Genomic DNA, 26,286 nt, shown 5'->3' with positions numbered 1-26,286 from the left:
ATTATTGGCAAAAGCCAGGATTTACTAAGCAGCCGCCCGATAGAACGGAAATTTATTCAGCTTGTTTTCGAGATCGACATAAATATCGTCAACCTCAAGACCCCGGGAAACGTAAATCGAACATAGGTTGGCCCATAGACCGGAATTGACGAGGCAATTACTAGCTTTAGCCAGGCTAAATTGATTCTTTGCATAGAGCGAACAGAGTTGGCCGAAACAGACCATTACGGCGCGGTCTGACACGGTAGGCGTTATATCGGCTGTTTTGTACACCCGTTTATATTCAATGGCCTTGGCATCATGGTAGAAAATAAGATCATCGCGCATGTATTGCCAAAATGGATCGATGTAATTTTTATCTGCATCAAGCCGGAAGGAGCTATTGTCAAATCTGGTGTTCAGGCCTTGATCAAGCGGCGATCTGATTGCCGGTTTCTAGCTCAATGCCGTCCTTGAACGGAACCCCGGTAATCACTTTGGCGAGATAATCAAATCCTCGCTGGCGTCGCCAGGTTTTCTCAGCCGTTTGTCCCAGTTTGAATAGCATGTGCAACATGCCATCGCGGGCGAGACAGCCTTTGGCACGCTTGGTGCGATGGCGAATAGTGGCGAAGGTTGATTCGATGGGGTTGGTTGTTCGAATGCTTTGCCAGTGCTGAGCCGGAAAGTCATAGAAGGCCAGCAGTTCATGCCGGTCGCGATACAGACATTCAACCGCCTTGGGATATTTGGCGTCATAGAGTGAGGCGAACTGGTCGAAGGCGCGTTCGGCGTTCTTTTGGGTGTCAGCCTGCCAAATGTCGTACAGCGACTGCTTCATCTTGGGTTGCACCGCTTTTGGAACGCGGTTCAGGACGTTGTTCATTTTATGCACCCAGCAGCGTTGTTGTCGGGTGTCGCTGTAAACCTCGTCCAGCGCGGCCCAGAGACCCATTGCGCCGTCACCAATGGCTAGTTTGGGACTGTTCATACCGCGTGCTTTCAAGCCCAGCAATACTTCCCGCCAACTCTGCGTCGATTCGCGCACACCGTCTTCAATCGCCAGAAATCGTTTTTCCCCGCGCTCATTGACCCCGATGATGATCAAGGCACACAGCTTGACATCTTCCGCTCGCAGCCCGCTGTAGATGCCATCAGCCCAGATATAGACCCACTGATCTCGGTCCAGGCGACGGGTTCGCCAATCGTTATATTCCGCCGCCCACTCGCGTTTCAAACGGGCCACGGTGCTGGCTGATAACCCCGTGGCATCCGGGCCAACCAGGACTTCCAGTGCGGCTTCCATTTCACCGAGCTATAACTGAATCTGGTGTTTGGTAGTTGAAGAGAAGCGGCGTATCTGGTTGATTATTTGTGACCAAACAAAACGATCAAAACCAAGGATACGCCACCATGAAGAAGAGTAATGTAATCGACCTGTCGAGTCGAGAAGAGAACGCCGATCTTTTGACCGATCTGATTCGTCAAGGCGCGCGGAAGTTAATAGCGCAAGCCATCGATGCCGAATTGGCTTCCTATCTGGAAGCCTTCAGCGAACGGAAGTTAGGCGATGGTCGGGCCGCCGTCGTGCGTAACGGATTCCAACCTGAGCGTGAGATTCAGACAGGCATTGGCCCCGTAGCGGTGAAGGTTCCCAAGGTTCGGGCAAAAGACGGCCAAGGGGCTACCTTTCGTTCGGCGTTGGTGCCACCGTATGTGCGCAAGACACGTTCCTTATCGGCTGCATTGCCCTGGTTATACTTGAAAGGTATCTCCAGCGGTGAAATGGAAGCCGCACTGGAAGTCCTGGTTGGCCCGGATGCCACGGGGTTATCAGCCAGCACCGTGGCCCGTTTGAAACGCGAGTGGGCGGCGGAATATAACGATTGGCGAACCCGTCGCCTGGACCGAGATCAGTGGGTCTATATCTGGGCTGATGGCATCTACAGCGGGCTGCGAGCGGAAGATGTCAAGCTGTGTGCCTTGATCATCATCGGGGTCAATGAGCGCGGGGAAAAACGATTTCTGGCGATTGAAGACGGTGTGCGCGAATCGACGCAGAGTTGGCGGGAAGTATTGCTGGGCTTGAAAGCACGCGGTATGAACAGTCCCAAACTAGCCATTGGTGACGGCGCAATGGGTCTCTGGGCCGCGCTGGACGAGGTTTACAGCGACACCCGACAACAACGCTGCTGGGTGCATAAAATGAACAACGTCCTGAACCGCGTTCCAAAAGCGGTGCAACCCAAGATGAAGCAGTCGCTGTACGACATTTGGCAGGCTGACACCCAAAAGAACGCCGAACGCGCCTTCGACCAGTTCGCCTCACTCTATGACGCCAAATATCCCAAGGCGGTTGAATGTCTGTATCGCGACCGGCATGAACTGCTGGCCTTCTATGACTTTCCGGCTCAGCACTGGCAAAGCATTCGAACAACCAACCCCATCGAATCAACCTTCGCCACTATTCGCCATCGCACCAAGCGTGCCAAAGGCTGTCTCGCCCGCGATGGCATGTTGCACATGCTATTCAAACTGGGACAAACGGCTGAGAAAACCTGGCGACGCCAGCGAGGATTTGATTATCTCGCCAAAGTGATTACCGGGGTTCCGTTCAAGGACGGCATTGAGCTAGAAACCGGCAATCAGATCGCCGCTTGATCAAGGCCTGAACACCAGATTTGACAATAGCTCTCCCACCACCGGCAAACGCCGAATCAGGAAACGGACGAAGTAAGCGCCTACGGTGGCCGTGATCGCTTCAGGCACTAACATTAAATCCAGGTAATAACCCAGACCGCCTTCCAACGGATCATTAATGGTTTCTACGAAATCATCCAGGCCGGACGAATCCAACAGCGTTTCAAGCACGTCAAATATCAGGTTGAAGAGACCGAGAAACACAACGCTCACATAGTACGTAGACGCATCAAGTATGCCGACGAGCATACCGGCGCAGTAGGTCAACCCGTATTCTATCCACTGGATAAGCTTTGAAAAGAAACTGCTAACTATCTCGCCCACGTTAATACACCCCTAGAATGTGACTCATTTTGTACAGCTTTCACATGCTACGCGCTCAATATGATAGAGATGCACGTAATAGCGATCACTAGCGACATGATAGCCGCGAGCGATGTACGCATGGATTCGAGTAAATCGCAGTGATAGGTCGACTCGACCAGGCCTAATTCCATAAATTGGCCAAAATCGAAACTGATGGCGGGACAATCGCCGGAAGCCGTCGGATTGACACCGTAGGTTTCCTGAAGATCGTCTATCCGCTCAGATACCGAACAGGTACCGGTAGAACAAGTTGGGCTTGCATCACAATCGCCATTGCACAGCTTGTCATTGATGAACGCTAGGCCGTCGGCGTAGCCGTCGTCTGGACTCGCACCAGTAAACGTTCCCCACTCAATTTGTTGGGTATTAGTCGTGTTGTTTTCTACAACAGTTTGGCCGTGGTTGGTTTGTGTTGTAGTTTCTGTGACTTCGCCGGTGTCGTTGTTTGTGGTCTTTTTGGTTTCTTGGGTGTACGCCTCATAACTGATTTCTTCTGAACCCGGTACGATGTTTTCCAGCTCAATCGCCTCAGGATCGACCTCAAAAATCTCACCGGTCACCGGGTCTTGAGCAATGGGCGTAGACACAACTTCGCCAGTTGTCGCATCAATACCTAATAGCGTTGGGTAATACGCATAGGCCTGCGAGATTTCGTCTGTCATGCTGGAGCCGTCAGGCGCGGTATAGTCTACCGTGCCGACCACTTCCGGCTCAGTCACCACCGCTTCTGCATGCACAGTCTCAAAGGACATGGGCTGCACATAGGCGGCGAAGTTATCCCAAGAGTCGTCTGCCTTTACCGCGTTGAATAACTGGCTAGTGTCCGAAATCCTATCATCTATTTCATTAGCCCAGTCTTCGGCGGTCGCGTCTGTTTCAGTACCCAACGTGCCAGCAGGCGCAAGCACTGAAAATCCGGGATACTGTGCAGCCCCCTTAAAAAGCTTATAGCTGCGGTTTTCTTTTCCGTAATAAGGTGAATTAGGCGGATACACGTAAATACTCATTAGCGTGCTACCCGTCATCCCAAAATTACAAATCGAATTGACAGCAGCAGAAGGATTGCAATTAGAGGAATTTGCAGCGGCAGAGCAGACATCTGTCAGCGCTTGGGTAGACAACAGCACGCAACCACCTGCCGGAATCGTTCCGTTAGCAGGTTGGTGAAAAACCATATTCCAGCCACTAATTTAGCTAGAAGAAGCCTTTATTTAGTGCTGAATCAATCTTGTAGTACTAAATATAGGTCTGATTGGTTGCAAAAAAGAGTTTTTCACCAACCTGTTAGGTGTAATAGTCGTGTCATTATCGGCCAATAATTGATAGAGATAGTACGCAGTTAAACCAACACCGGCAACCCCAGAAAGAATAGCAGCGCCACGACCAATGAGCGCGGCACGCGGCACAGTCGCTTTTAGCGTGACAGGTAAATCGACCGGCAAGCCCTTCGGAGTGACCGCCTTATTAATAAGCGATTTCGTTACCTCAGCGGCAGCATTAGCGTTCACCGGTATACCATCAATCACCCACGTTTCAGACGGTGGATAAACCGTAACTTTTGGCGCCGCTTGAGCCTCACCAAATAGAGCATCAAACACCCATACCAAGGAAAGGACGACAGCATAGAAAATAACCAACGGTTTGTTTTCGTTCATATGTCACCTGAACACGAAGCAGGCCAGGTATAGGCCCAGCGCAAACATGGCGAGATAATAGTAATGTTCCATTTCAGCACCCTATACAGCCGGCCTGGCTGACCAGGCCGGCCGATTGGTTGGCTTGATTAGCCTTTTTTCCAGCCCAGTTTCCGGGTGATGATGTCGCCACCGATGAAGAACAGGCCGACTACGACGATTCCGGCGTAGATGGTTGACATGGCCGCGATCAAGTCGGTGAACGTCACCGCCGTTGTCAGCGCATCAAATACGCTTTCAGCACTGGCGTTGCCCGCTGCAAACAGCATGGCTAAGGCGGAATATTTGATGATTTGGTTTCTGTATTTCATGGTTTTTTCCCCATAAGAATATTAACGATAATGCGACAGCCCCACGCGAACCAGATCGCGGAACCGCCGATGATAAAACCAGCGCCGACCGCTTCACCCATGATGGCCGGGTCTATTTGACTGAAGTCAAAAAAAGCCGGGGTGGCTATGGTCTGCCAATCTACAGAGCAGCGAAGGACGCCAGTGAGATCGACAGTTAAGACACCGTTGCAGACAGGTACGACGCTGGCCATTTAAGCCACCTGGCCTAAATTCCGCAGCCAATGGCCTTTGTTGTTCACGTCGAATTTGGTGAACCGGGCTTTTGGCATTTTGTTTCGTGTGGCATAGCGCCGCGCGCGGCGGGCTATGTTTCGGTTAGTTTGGTTGGTTTGCATGGCTATACTGCCTTGCCGGCTGTGTTGTCCGGCCGTGTTTCGGTTACTTTTTTGATACCGGATAAGCGCGGGTCTTTGACGCTGAGCAGGGTTAGCTTGGCTTTGCCGCCGGCACCGCGGGTAATATCAACGGACAGCTCGAAAACGCCGGGAAGGAAGCCTTCCTTTTCGTATGTTTTGAAGGTTTGGAAGTGATCCAGGGCACCGCCGATAACGAGCTGTATCGGTCCAATTAAGTTTTCGTTGAGGTCATCATTTTCATCTTCACAAAATACGTTGATGCCTTTGCTAGTATCGGTGTCGTATTTCTGAATCATTCTTACGTTTGCGGCTATGGTTGATTTCATGATTTGTTTTCCTGTTGATTTTTTGAAGTTTTGGCTGTTTGTTCCCTTGGCTCAGTTATCCGGTCGGGATATTTCCGGGCTGTATATTTGCCAATTTGTGCGCACCCTTCGGTCCGGGCTTTCCGCTCCAATTGACTTTAGGTAACAAGAACGGTCCGTAAGCCAAAAATGCTATTGCGCTTCGCTTCATAGATTTTTTGCTAACGGTCCGTAGCTGTTACCTAATGTCAATTTCCGCTGCAATCCCTTGCGCGGCCTTCGATTAAAGTCGCTCCCTTCGCTCAGGCTCAAGACCCCCACCCGTGTTTGGGCGGAGGCCTCCCGCCATGCTTCGGTCAGATGCGGCAAAGTTCGCAAGCCGGGCAGGCCTGTCAAGGTACGCAAGCTTTACCCCTTGACAGGCCTGCCCGGCTTGCGAAAAAGCGCCGCGACCGAAACGACGGCGAGAGGCCCCCACCCAAACACTAACTTCCATGGTTCACCCCGGAAAGGTCACTTTCAGCAGGCGCTTCGATAGGTTGTTGTTTCAGTACCAGTTTGCCGTTTAAAAACATGGTGATGATGGTAGAGGCCAGTTTGTAGCTGGTTACTGCACGTCTTGCCGATTCGATTTCCAGCTTTAAGTAAGTCTCAGTGGGCAATTGCACGTTAAAACGCCGGGACTGGGATTTGACGGTTGCACCTGGCTGAATTGGCGGCAATGTATCTAACAGATTTTCTGATTCAGAAGTCATTTTATGGGTCCTTTCGGGTAACGGTTTTCATTGAAGAACCACGCCCAAGGGTTCCAGGGCATCAGCCAACCAAGAAAGATACCGAAGACAAAAATAATCATTAGGAGAGTGCCCACCATTTCTTCATGGGCGTTGATGGCTTCGACACAGTCCATGATGGCTGTTTGGTCCATTAGGACACCCGCCTAAATTCGGCGTTAATAACCGTGCGACCTGGCAAAGGATTTAATTCATTAATCCTTACCAATCAAGCCAGGCCAGATGAAAGCGGAGCTTGAGGAAGACGTGAAATTCGAGAGCGTTTAGACCGACAAGCCATGCTCCAACGGTGAGCAATGAATATTTCACTTGGAGTCTTGGGGGATGGCTTTACCGGCGGAGTGCTGATAACAGCGGGAACGTCTAGGCGGCCAACATCAGAGCAATCGGCTTGATGCAATGACGTATCGGAAGACACGGGCGACGAATCTGGCTCTAGTTCTGGTAGCTGGTCTTCAGTCCAATCGACCTGAACAAGCGATAGCAGTGAAGATTCCGGCAATTCCGAATCAGGCGCCTGTTGACGCCGTGAATAGTCATCAGAAACGCCGTTAAGCCAAATGTTATCGATTTTCTTGTTTGCTGCATGAACTAACGCTCGAACAGCATTAGAATCAGAAAAAAGCAGAGCGATTGAATGAACATAGGCCGATGCACTTGCATACGCGTAATACTGCTGACCCACGTTCAAATAGGTACGTTGATAATTTTCCACGTAGGTTTCAAGTAACCGGGAAATCTCTATAAGCGAAGTATTCATCTTTCCAACCTCTATTTAGGCAATTGGTCTAAGTCGATGCATTGTTGAAACAATGCCACCAGGTTAATGACGCGATGTTTGCCAACAACCATGCTTGGCACGTATCCACGAACCACCCAGCCTTCAATCACCCCCAACGAAAAACCCGTTAAATCAGCAAATTTTGTTTGAGCCATGAACGGGATCGGCGGCGATTGCAGGAAGGGCGGTGTCTGTTCCATGGTTTTTCCGTTTTGGGTTACTATTAGGGGTTGTTGGGGTACGTTTCTAATGTTGAAGAATTATATTGCATGTAAATAATACATGTCAATATAAAATGAATTATTTTGGTGAATATATGGAAGATGAAGAAAAGATGCTTATAAACCAAAGACTTAAAAAGCTTAGGCTCGCTTATAAGCTAACAAGAGACGAACTGGCTATAAAATTAGGAATAAAAAGCGGACAAATAGCAGCAATAGAAAACGAAAGACAACTAATGCCGGCTTGGTACCTGGAAGCAATCCATAGAAAATGGCCGGAACACGTCTATTGGCTAGCAACCGGCCTACAGATTCCAGACCAAGGACACATAGAGCCAAAAGCAGAACTTGAGGAAGACTTTGTAGAAAGACGCCTAAAAGAAAACAAAAGAGACCACTATTAAAGTGGAAGAAGGAGTAATGCAGTGGGCCTACAAGATAGAGACTGGTATCACGACGCGCTAAAAGACAAGCAGCATACTAACGGCGGACAAAAGACAGCAGACAGAGGCCAACCACCCAAGAGACAAACCGGCGGCATTGGCCCGATATGGACAGAGCAGCACTTATACAGACATGAGAAACGTAAGGCCACTTACGGGCTTTGGTTACTGAGGTTCTGCATATGGGCACCAACAACCGCTTTTTTGGCTTATGTGATTACCGAGTTAGCTGAAAACCACTAATAGAAATAGATCAAGACAAGGTTAGTAAAATTGCGTAGATCCTCGCAATATTATTCTAATGCGATGCAGATGGGTCAGGAGAATTACAGATGAAAGAAATCGAATACACCTGGTGGAAAACCGAACATTTCTATCTTGGCTATCTAAACGACTACCCGGATTACATGACCCAGGGCGAAACCAAGGATGATCTAATCGAGCATCTAAAAGACCTGTTGGCAGATATTGAAAGCGATACGGTGCCGTTCATCCGTCATACCGAAAAGCTATTGGTCGCGTGATGAAACGACGGGATTTAATCAGGAAGCTTGAAGAGCTTGGATGCCAATTGACCAGGCACGGCGGAAAGCACGACTGGTACACCAACCCAACCACACAACATTCTCAAGCCGTCCCCAGGCACACGGAAATCGACGAGCATCTTGCGAAAGCCATCATCAAGAAACTGAGCTAGTGTCAACAAATCGTCAACGGCACTGCCGGTTATAGTCGCTTAAGGAAGCGCTGAACAAATCAAACCGCAAGCCGCGCCTTGCGACCCAAGCGTAATTTTTTACAAACATGCGCTGACGGATCGTTCAAATAGCCCCAATTCCTGCGTTTTTTATTCCCGTCTACCGTGTTTGGGCGCACGGTAGACGGATTTCGGCCTAGGCCGCCATCAACTGGCGGCGCAGCAGATACAAATTGGCCAAAGCCACCAGCCAGTTCACCTGGGCTGTGTTCTTCTCCAAGCCTCGGTAGCGAGTCTTGCGAAAGCCGAACTGGCACTTGATGATCCTAAAAATGTGCTCGACACGGGCGCGGACCGACGAATATTTTCGGTTGCGCTTACGCTGGCGGCTCGACAGGTTTTTGCCGGGCTTGCGCTTGTCGTTGACGCACCAGCTCAGTCCCAGATGCCGCGAGCCTTTTTTGTAGTCGTCGCTGGTGTAGCCGGCATCGGCAAAGATGACTTGATCGTCTTCGCGGAGCAGCTTGGGTAATTCCACGATGTCAGCCGTGTTGGCCGAGGTCACCGTTACACTGTGTACGGCCCCTGAATTGACGTCGGCGCCGACGTGGATTTTCATCCCGAAATACCACTGATTGCCTTTCTTGGTTTGATGCATGGCCGGATCGCGTGCTTGATCCTGATTCTTGGTCGAGCTCGGCGCGTGAACAATCGTGGCGTCGACCATCGTACCCTTGGAGACCAACAGGCCTTGGTTTTTCAGGTGGTCGTTGACCGTCGATAGCAGCACCTCCGTCAACTTGTGCTTCTCCAGCCAGTGACGGAAGTTGAGAATCGTGGTTTCGTCCGGCAGCGCTTCGGTAACGCTACCAAAACCGGCAAAACGCCGAATGCTCTCGATTTCATACAGTGCATCTTCCACTTGTGCCCTGTGGGTATTTGTCGGTCCGAGTAGCTGAACCATTGTTGCATGCAGTAGATACGGAGCATGCGATTCAATGCCATCGGTTGCCGGCCGCGGCGACCGCTCTGCGGATAATGCGGTTCGAGTTGGGCCAACAGTAATGTCCAGGGCACCACTTGCTCCATTTCCGCCAGAAATTTTTCCCGCCGGGTTTGGCGTTTTTTGCTGGCATATTCAAGTTCGGCAAAACTGGTTTGGGTGGGGGCATTCATCGGCTTGTCTCGGTACGATCAGATGGGGGATATTATCCCATCTCCTGACGAGGGATTTAATCAGCGCCTCCTTAAAGCAGCCCTTTAATATTGTAAGCAACTGTTTAAGTTACTTTTTAGTTTCGTTGGGTGCCGTTTCAAGTAACTTTTAATGCGATGGTCGTGCGTTCGAATCGCACACGACCCACCAATGAATAAATCTTGTTTATCAAGAGCTTATCAACTGGATTGCCGTCGAGTTGAAGCAACATAACAGCAGCAAGGCGCAAATTTAGGCGCACTCTGCATTATTTGCTCAACGAGGTGGCGTAATGAACCAGTCAAACCAATCCCTTCAAGTCTCAAAAAACGATAGTTTTTCTGAGCAAAATCAACTAAACCAAAACCGCACCGACAACCATATCCTGATCGCGCCTAGCAGCGTACGCAGGACTTATGATGTCGAAACATTCGCTGTTTGTACTGCCGAGCATAAAATTCTAAGCGAAAGCTACTCCGTACGGGAGCATGCCGAACAATGGGCGAAAGAATTTGACCCGGATAACCGCCATGAATTATTTCTTTATCCTATGGTTTATTTCTATCCTTCGGAATTTGCGAGGGATAGGCAGGGATTACTGACATATGTTATTGGAGCAACGCGCGGCTATTATTTCGTAATCCACGGCGGCGATGATTGCATCGTCAAAAACAGGCTGATCGGCCCGGTGTTTCAATCCCAAGAGCAGGCGACGGCTTGGCGCCATCTCAGTCTGCCGTTCTACCCTGAGTGCCAAATTGTTTGTTACAAATCCGCACTGCTTGATGGCACTTGCCCCGATTTTCAGCTCGAGTGCAATCGTCTCGCCGTCAGCCACGTTACAGCATTTGCTGTTGTGTGTAGCGGAGATGGGGAGCGTCGATGCTTGCCTATTGGCGACCAGTATTTTACAACCGAAGCGCAGGCCCGCTGCTATCAGGCTGAAATCTTGTCGGAGTACCCGACTTGTCAAATTTCCCCGCAGAACTTTCATTTCGAGCATGTATATCAGCGCCAGGAATTACTGGAACGCCTCTTTGGACACTTAAAAGCCGAAAACACCGACAGTTTGGCGGAGGTTTAGCCATGGCGTATATCCGACCTTTAGCCAACGGCAACTTCCGTGCGGATGTCCGCATGAAAGGGGTTACCAAAAACAAGACCTTCCCTACTGAAAAACAGGCACAAACATGGGCCGATAGCATTGAACTCAGTATCAACACCATTCTGAAAATGGATCAGGCGCAATTAATTGCACTCGCAGAGGCTGAAATTTGCGCCTTGGGTGGAGAAGATGTTTTCAAGCGTTTGGGTATCGACCTATTTTCCATTCGCCATGCCGCCAAACTGGAAGCCATAAATTTACTATCCAAAAAAGAATTGTTACAGCTTTCCGTGCAAGAAATCGAGCGCATGGGCGGCGCCGAACTATTCATCAAGGCCGGCAAACGCATTCGATACAAGACCTTTCGCGAAGTCTGCGACGAATACCTGTCTCGGTGGAATAAAAAGGACTACAAAGGCCAGATGCAGCGGATTGATTATTGGTGCAGGGTTTTCGGCGACCGCATCATGACCGACATCGACATCTTCGACTTGCGCGAACACGTTGACGACATGATCGATGCCGGCGATCGGACGACCACGATAAACCGCAAAAAGGCCGTACTTTCCAGCGTCTATAAATTCGCCTTGAGCCGCGGTTATGTCGATGAAAACCTGGTGCGAAGTGTCGTGGTCGATGACGACACCAAACGCCGGGATCGCGTGTTATCGGATCAGGAACGCCAACGTTTGATTAAAGCCTGCCATGCTTCCCATTGGGACAAATTGTATCTGCTGGTGGTCATGGCGATGACCACGGGCGCCCGTAAAGGCGAGTTGATGAATCTACGTTGGAGCGACATCAATTTCAAAGAAGGCACCGCTTTTCTGGGCGATACCAAAAACGGCACCAGCCGAGAGTTATATCTTGCACCTGTCGTCATAGCCGAACTAAAACGGCATCAAGAAATCGGTACCGGCTTAACAGGCTGGTGAAAAACTCCCAAAGCTGCAGTCATCAAGGCGCATAGCCTCAGCAAACAAGTAAAATAGCGCATCTAAATTGGAGAAGCCCCCCATGCGCGGACACGATGCCATTCAAAGTAGCTGGTTCAGCTACGTTAGCCTGGAAGAACGTATTCCCAAACAGCATCCGTTGCGTCGTTTACGTCTACTCGTCGATGGCGTATTGACCTCTATGAATGCCGTCTTTGCCGAGCGTTACTCGCACACTGGCCGCCCGTCGATTGCGCCCGAAAAACTGCTGCGCGCCTTGCTGTTGCAAGTGCTGTACACCGTTCGTAGCGAACGCCAGTTGATGGAACAGCTGGACTACAACCTGCTGTTTCGCTGGTTTGTCGGTCTGGGCATCGACGATGCTGTCTGGGAACGCAGCGTGTTCAGCGCCAACCGCGAACGGCTGCTGTCCGAAGCGCTGAGTCGCGAATTTTTTGAGCGGGTACTGGCCATAGCCGAATGGCAAAATCTGGTGTCCGACGAACACTTCAGCGTCGACGGCAGCCTCATTGAAGCCTGGGCCTCGCACAAAAGCTTCGTTAAGAAAGACGGCAGCGGCCCGGACAAACCCGCTGGCCGCAATCCCGAGGTCGACTTCAGCGGCGAAAAGCGCAGCAACGCCACCCACCAAAGCACGACAGACCCGGAAGCGCGGCTCTACAAGAAAGGCGAATACACCGAGGCCAAACTGCGTTACATCACCCATGCCCTATCCGAGAATCGTAACGGCCTGATTGTCGATGTCGAAACCACCCAAGCCACCGGCACCGCTGAAATCGAAGCCGCGCAAACAATGATCAAACGCCGTGTGCCCAAAGGCGGTAGCGTCGGTGCCGACAAAGGCTATGACCAACCGGCTTTCGTCAACGGACTCAAGGCGCAAGACATCAAAGCCCATGTGGCCCGGAAAAAGACCGGCAGTGCCGTCGATGGCCGCACCGCGCGCGGCAAAGGTTACGCCCAAAGCCTCAAGCGCCGCAAAATCGTCGAAGAAGCCTTTGGCTGGGTCAAAACGGTCGGCGGCCTGCGCAAAACCCGTCACATCGGCTTAGCCAAAGTCGCTGGCCAAGCCTTGTTTTGCTTCGCCGCCTACAACCTGACGCGCTTGCTCAACCTATTGGTGTTCACGCCGAAACCGGCGTGGAGTGCGCCCACCTAGGGTGAAGTACGCCTGAAAACCGTCCACAGACGGCTTCAGGCGAATAAAAAGCCCTTGAAACAGGGGCAAAACGGTTGAAACTCGATGTCATGACCGATTTCAACACGAAAAAATCACGGAAACCGTGGGTAAGGGGAAATATCGGTGGGTTTTTCACCAGCCTGTTAATCTTTCCGTCGGCCGAGTTACCGGATCAACCGATGGACTTCCGCAAGGCTTGGCGCAACGCATTGAAGGCGGCCAATATCTCCGACAAGGATGTTTTGAATGCGGATGGCACAGTCAAACTTGAGCGATTCACCTTTCATTGCCTACGGCACGGCTTCTGCTCTGCCCTGTCCGACGCCGGCAAAGAAATTAACCAAATAGCCAAGTTGGCCGGCCACAAGAGCATTCAAACCACCATGCGTTACATTCACCAAGGCCGCGATCAGAAGCGGCAAATCGTCAACGAGTTAGCGCAGGCCTTTAACTTGTAGCGGCTATTCGCCAGCCAATCCTTGATTGGGTTGGCTGGCCTTCCCTTTCATAAATCAAATAGCCGAGTAAATTGGTTCTTTACGTTTAGCACGCCTTAAATTTACAATTAATTTAAAATCACTTTACGTTTGTTTAACCGTTATGAGCACCGATCTTCGTCACTCGATCCTACTCGCCATCGCGGAAGATGGCAGCAATGTCGCCGCCCGCCTAGCGAATCAACATGGCGTTTCCCGACAGGCCACCAGTGCTTGGCTGACAAAACTGAAAAAAGAAGGCCTCATTACCTCATCCGGTGTGGGCCGTGGCGTGCGCTACCAATTGGCAACGGTGGCGCAAGTTCATCGCGTCTACCCCCGAGCCGGATTACGCGAAGATATTGTCTGGGCCGAATCCATTTCGCCGTTGCTAAACGACTTGCCCGGCAACGTTCGCGACATCTGGCATTACGCCGTCACCGAGATGGTGAACAATGCCATCGACCATTCCGGCTCCGAAAACGTCGCCGTGGAATTGGTGCGAGATGCCCTTAACACCACCATTTACATCGCCGACGAAGGGGAAGGTATCTTTCTGAAAATTCAGCGGGCAATGAATTTATACGATCCGCGCGAGGCGATCCTGGAACTGGCTAAGGGCAAGCTGACCACCGATCCCGCCAACCATACCGGCGAAGGCATTTTCTTTTCGTCCAAGGTGATGGACGCCTTCGACATCCGTTCCGGCCTATTGCACTTTATGCATGACGAATGGGGCGCCGATATTCTGCTGGAACGTCCCGCCAATGCGCCGGGCACCTTGGTATTGATGCGCCTGGCCAACGATAGCCCGCGCATCTTGCAAGACGTCTTCGACCAGTTCGCCGCACCTGAAGAATATACCTTTGCCAAAACCATTGTGCCGGTAAGGCTGGCTCAGCATGAAGGCGAAAAGCTGGTTTCCCGGTCGCAAGCCAAGCGCTTGACTATGCGCTTTGAGCGATTCCAGGTCGTAGTATTGGATTTTGCCGGCGTCGAGGAAATCGGCCAGGCGTTTGCTGACGAAGTCTTCCGGGTGTTCGGCAACGCCCATCCCAATACCCAATTACTGCCGATCAACTTAACCCCTGCCGTCGAGAATATGGTCAAGCGGGCATTATCGGCTAAATAACGATTATCCGGATTAGCCAGCCTTACCCGACGGGGGACAGGCGGAGTCATTAACCGCTTGGCTGGCTATCCCCACTTAATGAATTGCACTGAATGGAGTGTTTGTAGTGGAAAAATTAAAACCATCAAAAATTTTTAAACTAAAAAGATTTCTGACCTTGCCGGAAGCCGCCCAACGCCTTAGCGTTGGATTAGGTGAAGAGGTTAAAGAAACCGATATTCTACAGTTTGCGTTAGATGGTCATCTGACTTTATCAGTTAACTTTGTTAATACCACTTATGGAATTCAAGGGCGACATATAAAGAATGAACATAATAGGCTTCAGGGATATTTACTAAGGAGTATGCTATCTTTAGGGATGGAGGCAGCTCCATTACCAACTCTTTCGGAGAAAGAATCCATTGAAGCGCAAGAACGCCTAACAGGCTGGTGAAAAACCCACTGATATTTCCCCTTACCCACGGTTGCCGTGATTTTTTCGTGTTGAAATCGGTCATGACATCGAGTTTCAAGCGTTTTGCCCCTGTTTCAAGGGCTTTTTATTCGCCTGAAGCCGTCTGTGGACGGTTTTCAGGCGTACTTCACCCTAGGTGGGCGCACTCCACGCCGGTTTCGGCGTGAACACCAATAGGTTGAGCAAGCGCGTCAGGTTGTAGGCGGCGAAGCAAAACAAGGCTTGGCCAGCGACTTTGGCTAAGCCGATGTGACGGGTTTTGCGCAGGCCGCCGACCGTTTTGACCCAGCCAAAGGCTTCTTCGACGATTTTGCGGCGCTTGAGGCTTTGGGCGTAACCTTTGCCGCGCGCGGTGCGGCCATCGACGGCACTGCCGGTCTTTTTCCGGGCCACATGGGCTTTGATGTCTTGCGCCTCGAGTTCGTCAACGAATTGGCCTAGGGCCTGCTTGATTGTATGGTTGTAGTTGCGCGATTCCGTCGCGACTGCGCTAAGAGTGGACTGCATCATCCGGGCGAGGACTTCGTCCAGGTCGGCGCCACCTTGTAGTTCGGCGAGGGCACTGGACAGGGTTTGCTGCACATGCACTGCTTGGTAGATCGACCGCAACCCAGCCAAGTATTTGGGCAGGTTCTCGGCGGCCGCGTGCGAGTTTCTGAGGATTTGATTGAGTTCTTGCAACAGGCCCGGCCGTTTGATGTGGTCGGCTAATGTGACCATATCCGGCTCGTTGCCGGCGGCGGCGATGGCTTTGGCGGCAGCGATGACCGGCCGCCACTTGGTAAACCACTTTTCGTCAATTTCGTGGCCGGCCAGCGCTGTTGGACGGCTGAGAAGAATGTGGACAACTGCTTCTTCGTATTTTGCTTGTTTAGTCTGGTTCATTGGTAAATTTTCCGGCGTGATTTGGGTAGCGGTTCGGGGGCGGTGGTGGCGTGACGGACGAATTCGGGCAGGTTTGGCGGAAACTTGTTTCCGGAGTCGATACAGGCCTGAATTGCCGCCTCGATCTGGATCGGCGAAAGTCGGTCTAGCTGCTTGGCCCATTCGATTTTCACGGCGTTCAGTTCTTCCACGCTTTGAAATCCATCAATCCATAGATTTCGATAAATCGCTCCCAGCCTCGAAAAGAGGATGGTGGCTTGCTCCAACGCCTGGGTTGTGGGAGCTATTGCCGACAACGGGTGTTGGGAATAGCTGGGATCGAACGTCGGCGGATTTTGGTTTTTGGGCATGTTTGTTTCCTCCGGTTTGGGCGGGGTTGGTTTTGATAGTCCAGGGTTCTGCGAAATGAAGATCGGGACCGAAAAAAGTAGCGGCTTGCTTGACGAATTCGGTGCCGGTTTTTGCGTTGGCGTCACACCAGGCGGCATAGCGGATCACGCCGTCGATTAACTCTTGTGCGCTGCGTCCCTCTTTGATCCTTGCGTTCCAGGCTTTGAGGGCTCTTTTTGTCGGGTTACCGCCTGATCGCTTTGGATAGTGTGACAAGGCAAGCTCGAACTGCTTTTCTGTATCAGATTTTGATTTCTTCGCCGGCTGAGGTTTTTCGGATAACCCGTCGGGAAAAAGATTATCTGTATCTGTATCTGTATCTGTATCTGTATCTGTATCTGTATCTGTATCTGTATCTGTATCTGTATCTGTATCTGGTGGCGTTACTGTAACGTTACAGGCCTGTTTCTTTCTTTCTTTCTTTCTCTATGCCTCGCAACCCGCGCCGCGCTTGAGTCTGACAAATATTGGCGCTTATCCCAGTTCGTAGGTAAGTTATCACTACCAATAAGGTTTTTGGAAAGTAAAGTGGCTTTCGTTTTTTGCCATTCGGCAACAGTTATGCGGAGTTGAAACGATACCTCGTCGTCTTGTAACGTTACATTCCCGTTACAGCAGCGGAGGCACAAAATCATAATGAATCGCCGCTGATCCACCTCCGTAAGCATCTGGGTTTTTGGGTCAGTGGCGAATTCGTGGTACAGCCGGAACCAGGTATTAGACATTTTCCATCCTATTTTTTTTGCTGATCTGAAGGTCGCCAATCTGGCTGCGGTGCACCGAAGGCCAGCATTCACCGGCGTCGTTTGCTCGATCAGCAAGCGCAAGTAACACCAGTTTTGCGGCGGGCTTTAGGGCCTGGCGCCAGGCCCACTGGGTGGCGGCGACGCTCATTTTTTGGCCGCTGGGCGGCCAACCGACCGAAACAATGAACCCGGATTCGCACAAGGCTTTAAGCGATTTGATGGCGGTCTTGCGATTCAACTCGGTTTCTTCGCACAGCGATGCAATGCTTTGGTAGTATTCGGCTGATTCGTTGCCTGTTCGTTTTGCCATAGCAACCAAAATAAATTTCTCGGCAGAGCTCATGCCATGTTGGGCAAACGCCCATTCGCGGCGCTGGTAATAATCCATTTTTTTATTTTGGCCAGCGCAAATACCCGAGGTGATTACCATATTTGTTTTTGGCTAAGGCAGTTCCATTGCCTTGCGGTATCACCTTTGCAATAATCCTCGCAGAAACAAACTGACCATCAATCATTTCAATCAATCCATTTTTCTTCAAAATGGATTTAATACTTTTTATATCACTCATTTTTATCACCATAATTCGCCAAAAAGGCTGACTGAATTAATGGCGCACGTTGGGCTTATTTCCGGTGTTTCTTCTGTTGATTGCCGTCGAGCTGAAGACTTTGATACCTGGAATTTACGCCTTTTTCTGCGCCTAATTATTCGCAAGCCTCAAAATACGAGGCTTTGTAACGCATTTACTATGCGATCAGGTATCAGATTTGGAATCGATGCATTCGGCTAATACGCGAGTATTAACGAATAGCTGTTTGCCGACTTTGCGAAAGGCTTTCGCTAAGCCGTTGTGCTTGCGTTGCTTTACAGCCCAGCTCCAGCCTTTTTTTGAATATAGATGGGGATATATATCGGGAATAACCTGATAAGGTTGGATGTCGTCTAGTGACGCTGTTGATTGTTGTTCTTGCATTGCCTCTCCCTAAATTCAAGGTGTTTGAAGTAGTTCGAGGCCACGATACATGATGTTGATAACTTATTTTGCCAATTGACAATCTGACTTGCCAAACGGCAAAAACTATTCAGATTCAGTTATGAGTCTGATTCCTTTGCCAATACTTTCTCTAATATTTGTTTTACCCAAACCATATTTTTTAGCATTCGGAAGAGATTCAATTATTTCAATGACAGATTCGGCAACGGCGTTTGCACTCACTGATTCACCTTTTTTATAACGATTGTTTTTTTCTGCTAATGCTAAGGCTATTCCTGCGACCTGTTTTAGCAGGTTGTTGCGTTCAATTTCCGATATATCCGTTTTATTTTTTGTTGTTCCTTCATCAAGAAGATCTTCAAATTCGACTAATGATTGGGTGCGAACAAGCAAAACACTATCCTTTGGTAGCTCTGTAGCAAGCTTATACACAGACGAATTAGGCATGGAATATTTTTTATCCAAGGATTCAGCCTCAACAAGCTTAAATAAGAAACCTTCATCATCCATGACAAATACACCATCACAAGGCGACAGAGTTAGGTCAACTCCATTTTCAAGTTTTTGATACCTGCGATTTATATCAATCCTTTCACCATCGATCATTGGTAAATCATATATTCCATGCAGAATTAAAGATTTATCGTCGAATTCATAATAACCTCCATCTTCATTAAGCAATGTATCACCACTAAAATCCGGAGTTTTAGATTTGTCGAGTAATGTATTTAGCAGGCTGGTGAAAAACCCACTGATATTTCCCCTTACCCACGGTTGCCGTGATTTTTTCGTGTTGAAATCGGTCATGACATCGAGTTTCAAGCGTTTTGCCCCTGTTTCAAGGGCTTTTTATTCGCCTGAAGCCGTCTGTGGACGGTTTTCAGGCGTACTTCACCCTAGGTGGGCGCACTCCACGCCGGTTTCGGCGTGAACACCAATAGGTTGAGCAAGCGCGTCAGGTTGTAGGCGGCGAAGCAAAACAAGGCTTGGCCAGCGACTTTGGCTAAGCCGATGTGACGGGTTTTGCGCAGGCCGCCGACCGTTTTGACCCAGCCAAAGGCTTCTTCGACGATTTTGCGGCGCTTGAGGCTTTGGGCGTAACCTTTGCCGCGCGCGGTGCGGCCATCGACGGCACTGCCGGTCTTTTTCCGGGCCACATGGGCTTTGATGTCTTGCGCCTTGAGTCCGTTGACGAAAGCCGGTTGGTCATAGCCTTTGTCGGCACCGACGCTACCGCCTTTGGGCACACGGCGTTTGATCATTGTTTGCGCGGCTTCGATTTCGGCGGTGCCGGTGGCTTGGGTGGTTTCGACATCGACAATCAGGCCGTTGCGATTCTCGGACAAGGCATGGGTGATGTAACGCAGTTTGGCCTCGGTGTATTCGCCTTTCTTGTAGAGCCGCGCTTCCGGGTCTGTCGTGCTTTGGTGGGTGGCGTTGCTGCGCTTTTCGCCGCTGAAGTCGACCTCGGGATTGCGGCCGGCGGGTTTGTCCGGGCCGCTGCCGTCTTTCTTAACGAAGCTTTTGTGCGAGGCCCAGGCTTCAATGAGGCTGCCGTCGACACTGAAGTGTTCGTCGGACACCAGGTTTTGCCATTCGGCTATGGCCAGTACCCGCTCAAAAAATTCGCGACTCAGCGCTTCGGACAGCAGCCGTTCGCGGTTGGCGCTGAACACGCTGCGTTCCCAGACAGCATCGTCGATGCCCAGACCGACAAACCAGCGAAACAGCAGGTTGTAGTCCAGCTGTTCCATCAACTGGCGTTCGCTACGAACGGTGTACAGCACTTGCAACAGCAAGGCGCGCAGCAGTTTTTCGGGCGCAATCGACGGGCGGCCAGTGTGCGAGTAACGCTCGGCAAAGACGGCATTCATAGAGGTCAATACGCCATCGACGAGTAGACGTAAACGACGCAACGGATGCTGTTTGGGAATACGTTCTTCCAGGCTAACGTAGCTGAACCAGCTATTTTGAATGGCATCGTGTCCGCGCATTGAAAGGCTCCAAATTTAGGTAGCCTATTTTAACAGTTGGCGGCTCATCTATGCCTTAGCCTACTTGGCTTTTCGAGTTTTTCACCAGCCTGCTAGCCTCTAGTCGATTTTTTTATATCGATCGCTTGCTAGAAGAACACAAATCGAACCAATATTGGGTGCGAAAGTCATTCGCCGATAGAACCGAAGAGCTAAAAAAAACAACGGTTTAGCCAAAATGAGATCAACGCGATCTTGGACGATCCAACCCCAGAAATCGAGGCGCTGCAGAAAAAAATCGACGCCTTGGTCGACGAAAAATCAAAAATAGAAGCCTTCCTCGGCGACGCTCCGATGTTCGATCCCGGTCTTTTGGCTGGCACCTCCTTGTCTTCGCAGATAAACATGTCCGAAGTAGGGTAAGGGGATAGCATGAACATGCAGCAAGTTACCGGCGCAACCTTAACGGCCGCCAAAAACCGGATCACAGCCCTGTGCCAGACCTTCAAGGACGCAAATCTGGCAATCGGTCAGAGAAATGACGAATACGACCGCCGCAAACAAGCGGCGCAACGCGAGCTAATGCGGGCCAGCGAATTCGTTTCGTTATTCCCCAGTCCACCAACATTCGCGGCCGAAAACGCCGAGATCGCGTCGAAGCAAGCGCAAATAGCCGCCATCACGGGAACAAATACCTTCCCAAAAGCACTGCTCGAGCAAGACATCTTCATGCTTAATGTCATGAAGAATATGAAGACAGAAACCTACGCCAGGGAGCTAAGCAAACCCGAGCGGACAATGACCGCCGCTCAATTTTCGACGCTATACCCTGCGCCAACGCATGCCACAGACCTATCCACAATTTCCGCTGCTCAAACCGAAGCCAACAAGCTCGACGCCTTCCTAAAATCCGGGCCTTATCCCAACCCAGGCGCCTATGACGTGGATCTTTTGTCCGGCACCGCCGTAAGCTACCCCTGATGGCCATTCAATCCGACGCCCGTGGTTTTTTAATCGGCGACCCGATCGAACTCGGCCGCAAGTCGAGCGACATTAGTCATATTAGCGAAGACGTGTCGGCCATTCGCCGCACAATCAGCGAACGGTGGCACGGCTACACAAGGCCCTCACCATCGGCCAGCCCGGCGCGGGATGCTTCAGGCAAATTTACCAGCGCATCTACCGTGAAAGTCGCCGTCCCCAATAGCTCAAAATCCAGCGACGGCACCACGGCGGCGGCCGGGAATGCGGTAGTTGCCGAACGGATTAGGCGGGTATCATCGGGCGGAGGCGCTGAACTTCCTGGTCGCGATTCCGCGGGAAGGTTTACGGCAGGCGGATCGTCGGCAAGCAACAAGGCGGCATCGGTCATCGCGTCTATCGGCGACCGCCTATCGCGATTGACGGCGGTCACTTCGGGGATCGACGATGCCGACCCCGCTGTAAAGGCGGCGCGCGAAGTGGCCGAACCCTTGCGCCGCGGTTTCGAATTTTTCCAAGGCGATAAGCAAACGTCGTGGCTTAAGAAAATATTTTCCAAGCTGTCGTTTTTTCAGAAAGAGGAATCGGTTTATAACCGCACCACGAAAGAAACGCTTGAAAAGATCGAGCGCAAGCCGGTTTCTTCCGTCGGCGGTGGATCGTCTTGGTTAAATAAAATACCGGGTATTGCCGCGGCATCGTCTATGCTCGGCATGGCCGGCGGCGGAATTGCAAAGGCCGGTATCGGTGCATTAGGACTGCTCAAACGGGTTCCAGTCCTTGGAGCCTTGCTCGGCGCGGCCGGCGCCGCGTTCGACATCTATGGAAGCGAAAGCGACGGCAGCCTATCCAGGCGCGACAAAGACCAAGCGGCCGGGAAGTCCATCGGCGGCTGGATGGGAACTCTCGGCGGCGTCGGAGCCGGTGCGCTGGCGGGTTCTATGCTTGGCCCGGTCGGTACCATAGTTGGAGGCATCGTCGGCGGATTCCTGGGCGACCAAGCCGGCCAGATCATAGGCTATAAGTTCGGCGGCTGGGTTGCCGACATGCGTGAGGCCGACATCCCCGGCAAGATTTCATCCGCTTGGGAGGGAGCGGTTTTATCCATGTCGGCGACATTCACCGAATCATGGACCAAGGTCAAGGACATCGGCGGCTTGGTGATGGACGTTATCGGCGAGCAGCTCGGCGGCATGGCCGACTACATCAAGGGCGCGACCGGCATCGACATCAAACAGCAAGGTGCCGCGTGGTTGGAACGCACCAAAGCGAGCTTCAATGGAGCCGTGGATTACACCAAGCAGGCGGCGGCGTCGTTGGTTGATAAAACCATGCAGGGCGTTGATTGGGCCTCGAAAAATACCACCGCAGGCAATGCCATCAAGAACGCCGTCAACGCCTTCCAAGGCACCGGCATCAACGGTTTGACCACGGCGCAGTTTGCCGCCTTGGCCGCCGACACCCGGCGGACGGAATCAAGCGGAAAAACCACCGCCGAAAATAAGTACGGCTACCTAGGGAGGCGCTGATTAAATCCCTCGTCAGGAGATGGGATAATATCCCCCATCTGATCGTACCGAGACAAGCCGATGAATGCCCCCACCCAAACCAGTTTTGCCGAACTTGAATATGCCAGCAAAAAACGCCAAACCCGGCGGGAAAAATTTCTGGCGGAAATGGAGCAAGTGGTGCCCTGGACATTACTGTTGGCCCAACTCGAACCGCATTATCCGCAGAGCGGTCGCCGCGGCCGGCAACCGATGGCATTGAATCGCATGCTCCGTATCTACTGCATGCAACAATGGTTCAGCTACTCGGACCGACAAATACCCACAGGGCACAAGTGGAAGATGCACTGTATGAAATCGAGAGCATTCGGCGTTTTGCCGGTTTTGGTAGCGTTACCGAAGCGCTGCCGGACGAAACCACGATTCTCAACTTCCGTCACTGGCTGGAGAAGCACAAGTTGACGGAGGTGCTGCTATCGACGGTCAACGACCACCTGAAAAACCAAGGCCTGTTGGTCTCCAAGGGTACGATGGTCGACGCCACGATTGTTCACGCGCCGAGCTCGACCAAGAATCAGGATCAAGCACGCGATCCGGCCATGCATCAAACCAAGAAAGGCAATCAGTGGTATTTCGGGATGAAAATCCACGTCGGCGCCGACGTCAATTCAGGGGCCGTACACAGTGTAACGGTGACCTCGGCCAACACGGCTGACATCGTGGAATTACCCAAGCTGCTCCGCGAAGACGATCAAGTCATCTTTGCCGATGCCGGCTACACCAGCGACGACTACAAAAAAGGCTCGCGGCATCTGGGACTGAGCTGGTGCGTCAACGACAAGCGCAAGCCCGGCAAAAACCTGTCGAGCCGCCAGCGTAAGCGCAACCGAAAATATTCGTCGGTCCGCGCCCGTGTCGAGCACATTTTTAGGATCATCAAGTGCCAGTTCGGCTTTCGCAAGACTCGCTACCGAGGCTTGGAGAAGAACACAGCCCAGGTGAACTGGCTGGTGGCTTTGGCCAATTTGTATCTGCTGCGCCGCCAGTTGATGGCGGCCTAGGCCGAAATCCGTCTACCGTGCGCCCAAACACGGTAGACGGGAATAAAAAACGCAGGAATTGGGGCTATTTGAACGATCCGTCAGCGCATGTTTGTAAAAAATTACGCTTGGGTCGCAAGGCGCGGCTTGCGGTTTGATTTGTTCAGCGCTTCCCTAGGTTCCTACCAATTCGGCGCCGCTGCGCTTGCCGATGCCGGTCTTATCGATCCGGCCAAGCTCAAAGCCGCCAGAAAAGACGGGCGATTCGATCAAAAAACATTCCTCGCCAATCCTGCAAACTGGCTTCTATCCGGCGGCAAAGACGCCTTCCTGGCCGACCAGGCGTTGCAAGACCAGACCTATTCGAAATACGCGGGACAACTCCAAAAAGCCGGCTTGCGGTCTGGCGCGTTGTCGGCCGGCTCGACACCGGAACAAATCGCCGCCTATATCAAAGCCGCGCATTTGGTTGGCGCTGGCGGCGCGAATGATTACTTCACCCGCGGCCGAGACCGCGCGGACGCCAACGGAACCTTGGCCTCGCTATACGCGAAACAGGGCGCCTTGGCCGTTGCCAGCGTCAGCGCGCCACCGGTCGGACTAATGCCCAAAGCGCTAACAATCCCGCAAATCGCCGAGGCGCCCAAGGTCATTGAGCCACTTGGATCGCCAGAGGCGAAGGCCTTCACCGTCAACATACCGTCGCAGGACGTCGGGCAAAGCTTATCAGATCGCCGGATAGCTCACATCGCGAGTGGCGGCATTGGGGGGTAAATGAAAATCAATGAAACTCAAACGCTGACGTCGGACTGGGGCGCGCTGTCGCCCCATCTGATTGCCTCATTCTGGGAGGTTGACCGGGAAGGCAACAAGAAACAGGGCTCCAATACCGTCGTCCAGGCGGCGGTAACGGACGACGCCAGCCTGGAAGTCACGCTGAACTGGCAATCTCCTTTCGAACAGGCCGGACCTGAAACAAAAGCACCAACGCTGTTCGCCATGCTGCAGTCGGGATTGGCTTCAGACATTTTTGACAAACTCGGCTTTGACAAGCAAGCCGATTCCAATTCAAAAGCCACGCGCTTATTGCAACAGTTCGAAGGTAGAACCGGAATTACCCAGTTGAATTCCGTTCAGGTATTCAACGGCATGCCGCCGGCAAAAATCCAGATGACGTTGCTGTTTAGGGCTTGGCGCGATCCAGTTTCGGAAGTCGAGACACCGTTCAACCAGCTCATGGAATGGGCGTTGCCGATCGAACTGGCTAAGGACAGTACGCTATTGACCAATGCATTTGAGGCCTTGAAAGGGTCAAAGGATTGGATCGAGGCCGTTTTGCCCTCTCAGGCGCCTACGTTATTGGCCTTCCATTACAAGGGCAGGACATTCGCGCCCATGGTCATTGAGTCGATCAGCCAGCCATTGACGGCACCGACCAGCAAAGATGGCAAGTTCGTCGAGTTGTCGGTACCGGTAACCCTGGCAACGTTGGCCGCCATTGACCGCAAATATTGGCAATCCATTCAAAAACGATAATGGCAAAACCACCCAAATTCGACATTTCTGGCGCGAAAAAGGAACTCAATGCGCGTCGCGAATTCGACGCCTTCCGCCGCGATAACGCAACAACCATCTTACGGCCTGAGCAAATCCAGGGAAAGGACTGGCGCTCAGCCAAGGTGCTGATGACGACCCTAGGCCTGGCCAACGGCGAAATGCGGCCGATCACCAAACAGGACTTGATCGCGTTCCACCGCAACATCACCAAGTTGCAATCACGCGTCATCAAGGGAGTGACCGCGAACGAGGTGATCAATCTTTCAACTCCTGAGGATAAGCGGCGGAGCAAGGAACAAATCCACGCCGCTATCCCGATTCGCGTGAAAAATGGCGACATCCATTTCTTGACCAACGCCGGGCCAGACTCCGACAAGGTTCGTCACAGTGTCCATATCGTACTCATGGACTATGACGTTGGTCTGGCCAAGGGCACCCCGCTGCAAGCCGCAAAGGAGATTGCCAAAGGAAATCTGAGATTCGACTGTGATTGCGACCACCACACGTTTGTCTTCCGCTACATCACCACGCTAATGGGTGCCAACGCCGGCCGCGCCGAAACCGGGTTCCCTAAGATACGCAACCCTCAGTTGGAAGGCATCGCGTGCAAACATGTTCTCCGTGTCATGACCGAACTGAATAGCTCCATTTTCATCTGGCGAAGGATAGCCGCACTGATCGAAGCCGATCGATCCAAAAACGCCAACAAATTGCGATCAGGGCAACAAAAGATTGTCGGAATGACCCAGCGCGAGGCCTCGGAGATGGCGGCTAAACAAAAACTTAGCCCGCGCAAAATCGAAGCCATCAACAAAGCTTCAAAGGCCTCCAACATCGCCAATGCGGTAAGGACAGCAGCCAGAATGGCACCTCCCCCGTCTCGCCCCAAGCGCGCATCCATGAAGCAGGCGAACGATGCGGCGACCATCTTGGCGGCAACCGGAATGACCATGGAACAAATCGTGGCGATGATTGCCGCTCAGAGGGGGTAGGCATAATCGCCCCCGACACCCAATTTTTCAAC

The 26,286-nt window shown here is 51.7% G+C and carries 34 protein-coding genes and 4 pseudogenes; 18 read left to right on the top strand and 20 right to left on the bottom strand.

The genetic code is table 11. The features are described from left to right. Positions 1-24 precede the first annotated feature (24 nt). Positions 25-327, bottom strand: a complete 303-nt coding sequence (locus tag VXJ35_RS04530) for a hypothetical protein (RefSeq protein ID WP_064020650.1) — start codon at positions 325-327, stop codon at positions 25-27. A gap of 82 nt (positions 328-409) precedes the next feature. After that, positions 410-1,291, bottom strand: a pseudogene (locus tag VXJ35_RS04525) (IS256 family transposase); the annotation flags it as partial. Positions 1,292-1,392: 101 nt separating this feature from the next. Here VXJ35_RS04525 and VXJ35_RS04520 point away from each other — a divergent pair. Beyond that, positions 1,393-2,640, top strand: coding sequence for an IS256 family transposase (locus VXJ35_RS04520; RefSeq protein WP_064023366.1), 1,248 nt, complete (start codon positions 1,393-1,395; stop codon positions 2,638-2,640). Here VXJ35_RS04520 and VXJ35_RS04515 read toward each other — a convergent pair whose 3' ends face one another. The 10 genes from VXJ35_RS04515 to VXJ35_RS04470 form a co-directional block, all read right to left on the bottom strand. Further along, the gene (locus VXJ35_RS04515; protein WP_157198080.1) at positions 2,641-3,003 is read right to left on the bottom strand and encodes a hypothetical protein; all 363 of its coding nucleotides are present in this window, start codon (positions 3,001-3,003) and stop codon (positions 2,641-2,643) included. It abuts the gene before it with no gap. Between the two features lie 47 nt (positions 3,004-3,050). Continuing rightward, positions 3,051-4,220 (bottom strand): hypothetical protein, encoded by a 1,170-nt coding sequence (locus VXJ35_RS04510; protein ID WP_157198079.1) that lies wholly within the window; start codon positions 4,218-4,220, stop codon positions 3,051-3,053. A 36-nt stretch (positions 4,221-4,256) separates the two neighbouring features. Beyond that, entirely contained in the window at positions 4,257-4,700 is a 444-nt protein-coding gene (locus tag VXJ35_RS04505; RefSeq protein WP_064020647.1) for a hypothetical protein, read from the bottom strand. 128 nt (positions 4,701-4,828) lie between these two features. Continuing rightward, positions 4,829-5,050: a hypothetical protein gene (locus VXJ35_RS04500; RefSeq protein WP_064020646.1), complete on the bottom strand. Its 222-nt coding sequence runs from the start codon at positions 5,048-5,050 to the stop codon at positions 4,829-4,831. Further along, positions 5,047-5,283 (bottom strand): hypothetical protein, encoded by a 237-nt coding sequence (locus VXJ35_RS04495; protein ID WP_064020645.1) that lies wholly within the window; start codon positions 5,281-5,283, stop codon positions 5,047-5,049. The genes VXJ35_RS04500 and VXJ35_RS04495 overlap by 4 nt, the downstream gene beginning before the upstream one ends. 146 nt (positions 5,284-5,429) lie before the next feature. After that, complete coding sequence (locus tag VXJ35_RS04490; RefSeq protein ID WP_157198078.1) at positions 5,430-5,774, bottom strand: hypothetical protein; 345 nt, start codon at positions 5,772-5,774, stop codon at positions 5,430-5,432. A gap of 464 nt (positions 5,775-6,238) precedes the next feature. Continuing rightward, positions 6,239-6,508 carry a hypothetical protein gene (locus tag VXJ35_RS04485; protein ID WP_157198077.1) on the bottom strand — a complete coding sequence of 90 codons (270 nt, stop codon included), beginning with the start codon at positions 6,506-6,508 and terminating at the stop codon, positions 6,239-6,241. Further along, positions 6,505-6,681, bottom strand: a complete 177-nt coding sequence (locus VXJ35_RS04480) for a hypothetical protein (protein WP_157198076.1) — start codon at positions 6,679-6,681, stop codon at positions 6,505-6,507. The genes VXJ35_RS04485 and VXJ35_RS04480 overlap by 4 nt, the downstream gene beginning before the upstream one ends. A gap of 74 nt (positions 6,682-6,755) precedes the next feature. Next, positions 6,756-7,307, bottom strand: a complete 552-nt coding sequence (locus tag VXJ35_RS04475) for a hypothetical protein (RefSeq protein WP_157198075.1) — start codon at positions 7,305-7,307, stop codon at positions 6,756-6,758. 11 nt (positions 7,308-7,318) lie between these two features. Continuing rightward, positions 7,319-7,528: a hypothetical protein gene (locus tag VXJ35_RS04470; RefSeq protein ID WP_064020643.1), complete on the bottom strand. Its 210-nt coding sequence runs from the start codon at positions 7,526-7,528 to the stop codon at positions 7,319-7,321. Positions 7,529-7,644: 116 nt separating this feature from the next. Between VXJ35_RS04470 and VXJ35_RS04465 the strand changes: the two genes are divergently transcribed. The 3 genes from VXJ35_RS04465 to VXJ35_RS04455 all read left to right on the top strand — a co-directional run bounded on the left by VXJ35_RS04465 (position 7,645) and on the right by VXJ35_RS04455 (position 8,689). Further along, positions 7,645-7,953 (top strand): helix-turn-helix domain-containing protein, encoded by a 309-nt coding sequence (locus VXJ35_RS04465; RefSeq protein ID WP_064023365.1) that lies wholly within the window; start codon positions 7,645-7,647, stop codon positions 7,951-7,953. A gap of 371 nt (positions 7,954-8,324) precedes the next feature. Continuing rightward, entirely contained in the window at positions 8,325-8,516 is a 192-nt protein-coding gene (locus VXJ35_RS04460) for a hypothetical protein (RefSeq protein ID WP_064020642.1), read from the top strand. Further along, positions 8,516-8,689, top strand: coding sequence for a type II toxin-antitoxin system HicA family toxin (locus VXJ35_RS04455; RefSeq protein WP_064490116.1), 174 nt, complete (start codon positions 8,516-8,518; stop codon positions 8,687-8,689). The genes VXJ35_RS04460 and VXJ35_RS04455 overlap by 1 nt, the downstream gene beginning before the upstream one ends. Before the next feature lie 196 nt (positions 8,690-8,885). Here the strand turns inward: VXJ35_RS04455 and VXJ35_RS04450 are convergent. Then, positions 8,886-9,865, bottom strand: a pseudogene (locus VXJ35_RS04450) (IS5 family transposase). 311 nt (positions 9,866-10,176) lie between these two features. On the opposite strand from VXJ35_RS04450, the gene VXJ35_RS04445 reads away from it, so the two are divergent. The 6 genes from VXJ35_RS04445 to VXJ35_RS04420 all read left to right on the top strand — a co-directional run bounded on the left by VXJ35_RS04445 (position 10,177) and on the right by VXJ35_RS04420 (position 15,166). Continuing rightward, positions 10,177-10,968, top strand: a complete 792-nt coding sequence (locus VXJ35_RS04445; protein WP_064020612.1) for a hypothetical protein — start codon at positions 10,177-10,179, stop codon at positions 10,966-10,968. Beyond that, a complete protein-coding gene (locus VXJ35_RS04440) occupies positions 10,851-11,924 on the top strand; it encodes an integrase (RefSeq protein ID WP_197495965.1) in 1,074 nt (357 codons plus the stop codon). The genes VXJ35_RS04445 and VXJ35_RS04440 overlap by 118 nt, the downstream gene beginning before the upstream one ends. 82 nt (positions 11,925-12,006) lie before the next feature. After that, the gene (locus VXJ35_RS04435; RefSeq protein ID WP_064019980.1) at positions 12,007-13,104 is read left to right on the top strand and encodes an IS5 family transposase; all 1,098 of its coding nucleotides are present in this window, start codon (positions 12,007-12,009) and stop codon (positions 13,102-13,104) included. Positions 13,105-13,193: 89 nt separating this feature from the next. Continuing rightward, on the top strand, positions 13,194-13,583 hold the full coding sequence (locus tag VXJ35_RS04430) for a tyrosine-type recombinase/integrase (RefSeq protein WP_157198074.1): 390 nt from the start codon (positions 13,194-13,196) through the stop codon (positions 13,581-13,583). 142 nt (positions 13,584-13,725) lie between these two features. Next, positions 13,726-14,733, top strand: coding sequence for an STAS-like domain-containing protein (locus tag VXJ35_RS04425; RefSeq protein ID WP_064020639.1), 1,008 nt, complete (start codon positions 13,726-13,728; stop codon positions 14,731-14,733). A gap of 106 nt (positions 14,734-14,839) precedes the next feature. Next, a complete protein-coding gene (locus tag VXJ35_RS04420) occupies positions 14,840-15,166 on the top strand; it encodes a hypothetical protein (protein ID WP_157198073.1) in 327 nt (108 codons plus the stop codon). 153 nt (positions 15,167-15,319) lie between these two features. Here VXJ35_RS04420 and VXJ35_RS04415 read toward each other — a convergent pair. After that, positions 15,320-15,586, bottom strand: a pseudogene (locus VXJ35_RS04415) (transposase); the annotation flags it as partial. A 482-nt stretch (positions 15,587-16,068) separates the two neighbouring features. Next, complete coding sequence (locus tag VXJ35_RS04410) at positions 16,069-16,548, bottom strand: hypothetical protein (protein WP_408953926.1); 480 nt, start codon at positions 16,546-16,548, stop codon at positions 16,069-16,071. 123 nt (positions 16,549-16,671) lie between these two features. Here VXJ35_RS04410 and VXJ35_RS04405 point away from each other — a divergent pair, with 123 nt between their 5' ends. Further along, the gene (locus VXJ35_RS04405) at positions 16,672-16,854 is read left to right on the top strand and encodes a hypothetical protein (RefSeq protein WP_157198072.1); all 183 of its coding nucleotides are present in this window, start codon (positions 16,672-16,674) and stop codon (positions 16,852-16,854) included. A 325-nt stretch (positions 16,855-17,179) separates the two neighbouring features. On the opposite strand, the gene VXJ35_RS04400 is transcribed toward VXJ35_RS04405, so the two are convergent. From VXJ35_RS04400 to VXJ35_RS04380, 5 genes are all read right to left on the bottom strand, one after another. Continuing rightward, positions 17,180-17,551, bottom strand: coding sequence for a helix-turn-helix domain-containing protein (locus tag VXJ35_RS04400; RefSeq protein WP_269454924.1), 372 nt, complete (start codon positions 17,549-17,551; stop codon positions 17,180-17,182). A gap of 49 nt (positions 17,552-17,600) precedes the next feature. Further along, complete coding sequence (locus VXJ35_RS04395; protein WP_157198071.1) at positions 17,601-17,777, bottom strand: hypothetical protein; 177 nt, start codon at positions 17,775-17,777, stop codon at positions 17,601-17,603. A gap of 186 nt (positions 17,778-17,963) precedes the next feature. Then, the gene (locus tag VXJ35_RS04390; protein WP_157198070.1) at positions 17,964-18,182 is read right to left on the bottom strand and encodes a hypothetical protein; all 219 of its coding nucleotides are present in this window, start codon (positions 18,180-18,182) and stop codon (positions 17,964-17,966) included. Between the two features lie 105 nt (positions 18,183-18,287). After that, on the bottom strand, positions 18,288-19,010 hold the full coding sequence (locus tag VXJ35_RS04385; RefSeq protein ID WP_157198069.1) for a hypothetical protein: 723 nt from the start codon (positions 19,008-19,010) through the stop codon (positions 18,288-18,290). An 89-nt stretch (positions 19,011-19,099) separates the two neighbouring features. Continuing rightward, a complete protein-coding gene (locus tag VXJ35_RS04380) occupies positions 19,100-20,197 on the bottom strand; it encodes an IS5 family transposase (protein ID WP_064020022.1) in 1,098 nt (365 codons plus the stop codon). Between the two features lie 234 nt (positions 20,198-20,431). Between VXJ35_RS04380 and VXJ35_RS04375 the strand changes: the two genes are divergently transcribed. The 7 genes and pseudogenes from VXJ35_RS04375 (at position 20,432) to VXJ35_RS04345 (ending at position 26,254) form a co-directional block, all read left to right on the top strand. Beyond that, the gene (locus tag VXJ35_RS04375) at positions 20,432-20,599 is read left to right on the top strand and encodes a hypothetical protein (RefSeq protein ID WP_157198068.1); all 168 of its coding nucleotides are present in this window, start codon (positions 20,432-20,434) and stop codon (positions 20,597-20,599) included. A 9-nt stretch (positions 20,600-20,608) separates the two neighbouring features. Further along, a complete protein-coding gene (locus VXJ35_RS04370) occupies positions 20,609-21,157 on the top strand; it encodes a hypothetical protein (RefSeq protein WP_064020634.1) in 549 nt (182 codons plus the stop codon). Beyond that, on the top strand, positions 21,157-22,686 hold the full coding sequence (locus tag VXJ35_RS04365) for a hypothetical protein (RefSeq protein ID WP_064020633.1): 1,530 nt from the start codon (positions 21,157-21,159) through the stop codon (positions 22,684-22,686). Before VXJ35_RS04370 ends, VXJ35_RS04365 begins: the two co-directional genes overlap by 1 nt. A 60-nt stretch (positions 22,687-22,746) precedes the next feature. Further along, positions 22,747-23,726, top strand: a pseudogene (locus VXJ35_RS04360) (IS5 family transposase). A gap of 87 nt (positions 23,727-23,813) precedes the next feature. Then, positions 23,814-24,479, top strand: coding sequence for a hypothetical protein (locus tag VXJ35_RS04355; RefSeq protein ID WP_064020632.1), 666 nt, complete (start codon positions 23,814-23,816; stop codon positions 24,477-24,479). Continuing rightward, positions 24,480-25,241: a hypothetical protein gene (locus tag VXJ35_RS04350; protein ID WP_064020598.1), complete on the top strand. Its 762-nt coding sequence runs from the start codon at positions 24,480-24,482 to the stop codon at positions 25,239-25,241. Then, complete coding sequence (locus VXJ35_RS04345; RefSeq protein WP_064020597.1) at positions 25,241-26,254, top strand: hypothetical protein; 1,014 nt, start codon at positions 25,241-25,243, stop codon at positions 26,252-26,254. The genes VXJ35_RS04350 and VXJ35_RS04345 overlap by 1 nt, the downstream gene beginning before the upstream one ends. The last annotated feature ends 32 nt before the right edge of the window (positions 26,255-26,286 follow it).

This window comes from Methylomonas sp. DH-1, assembly GCF_046097555.1.
GTDB lineage: Bacteria > Pseudomonadota > Gammaproteobacteria > Methylococcales > Methylomonadaceae > Methylomonas > Methylomonas koyamae.
The sequence above is the reverse complement of the archived record's forward strand: the minus strand, read 5'-3'. Positions and strand labels throughout refer to the sequence as shown.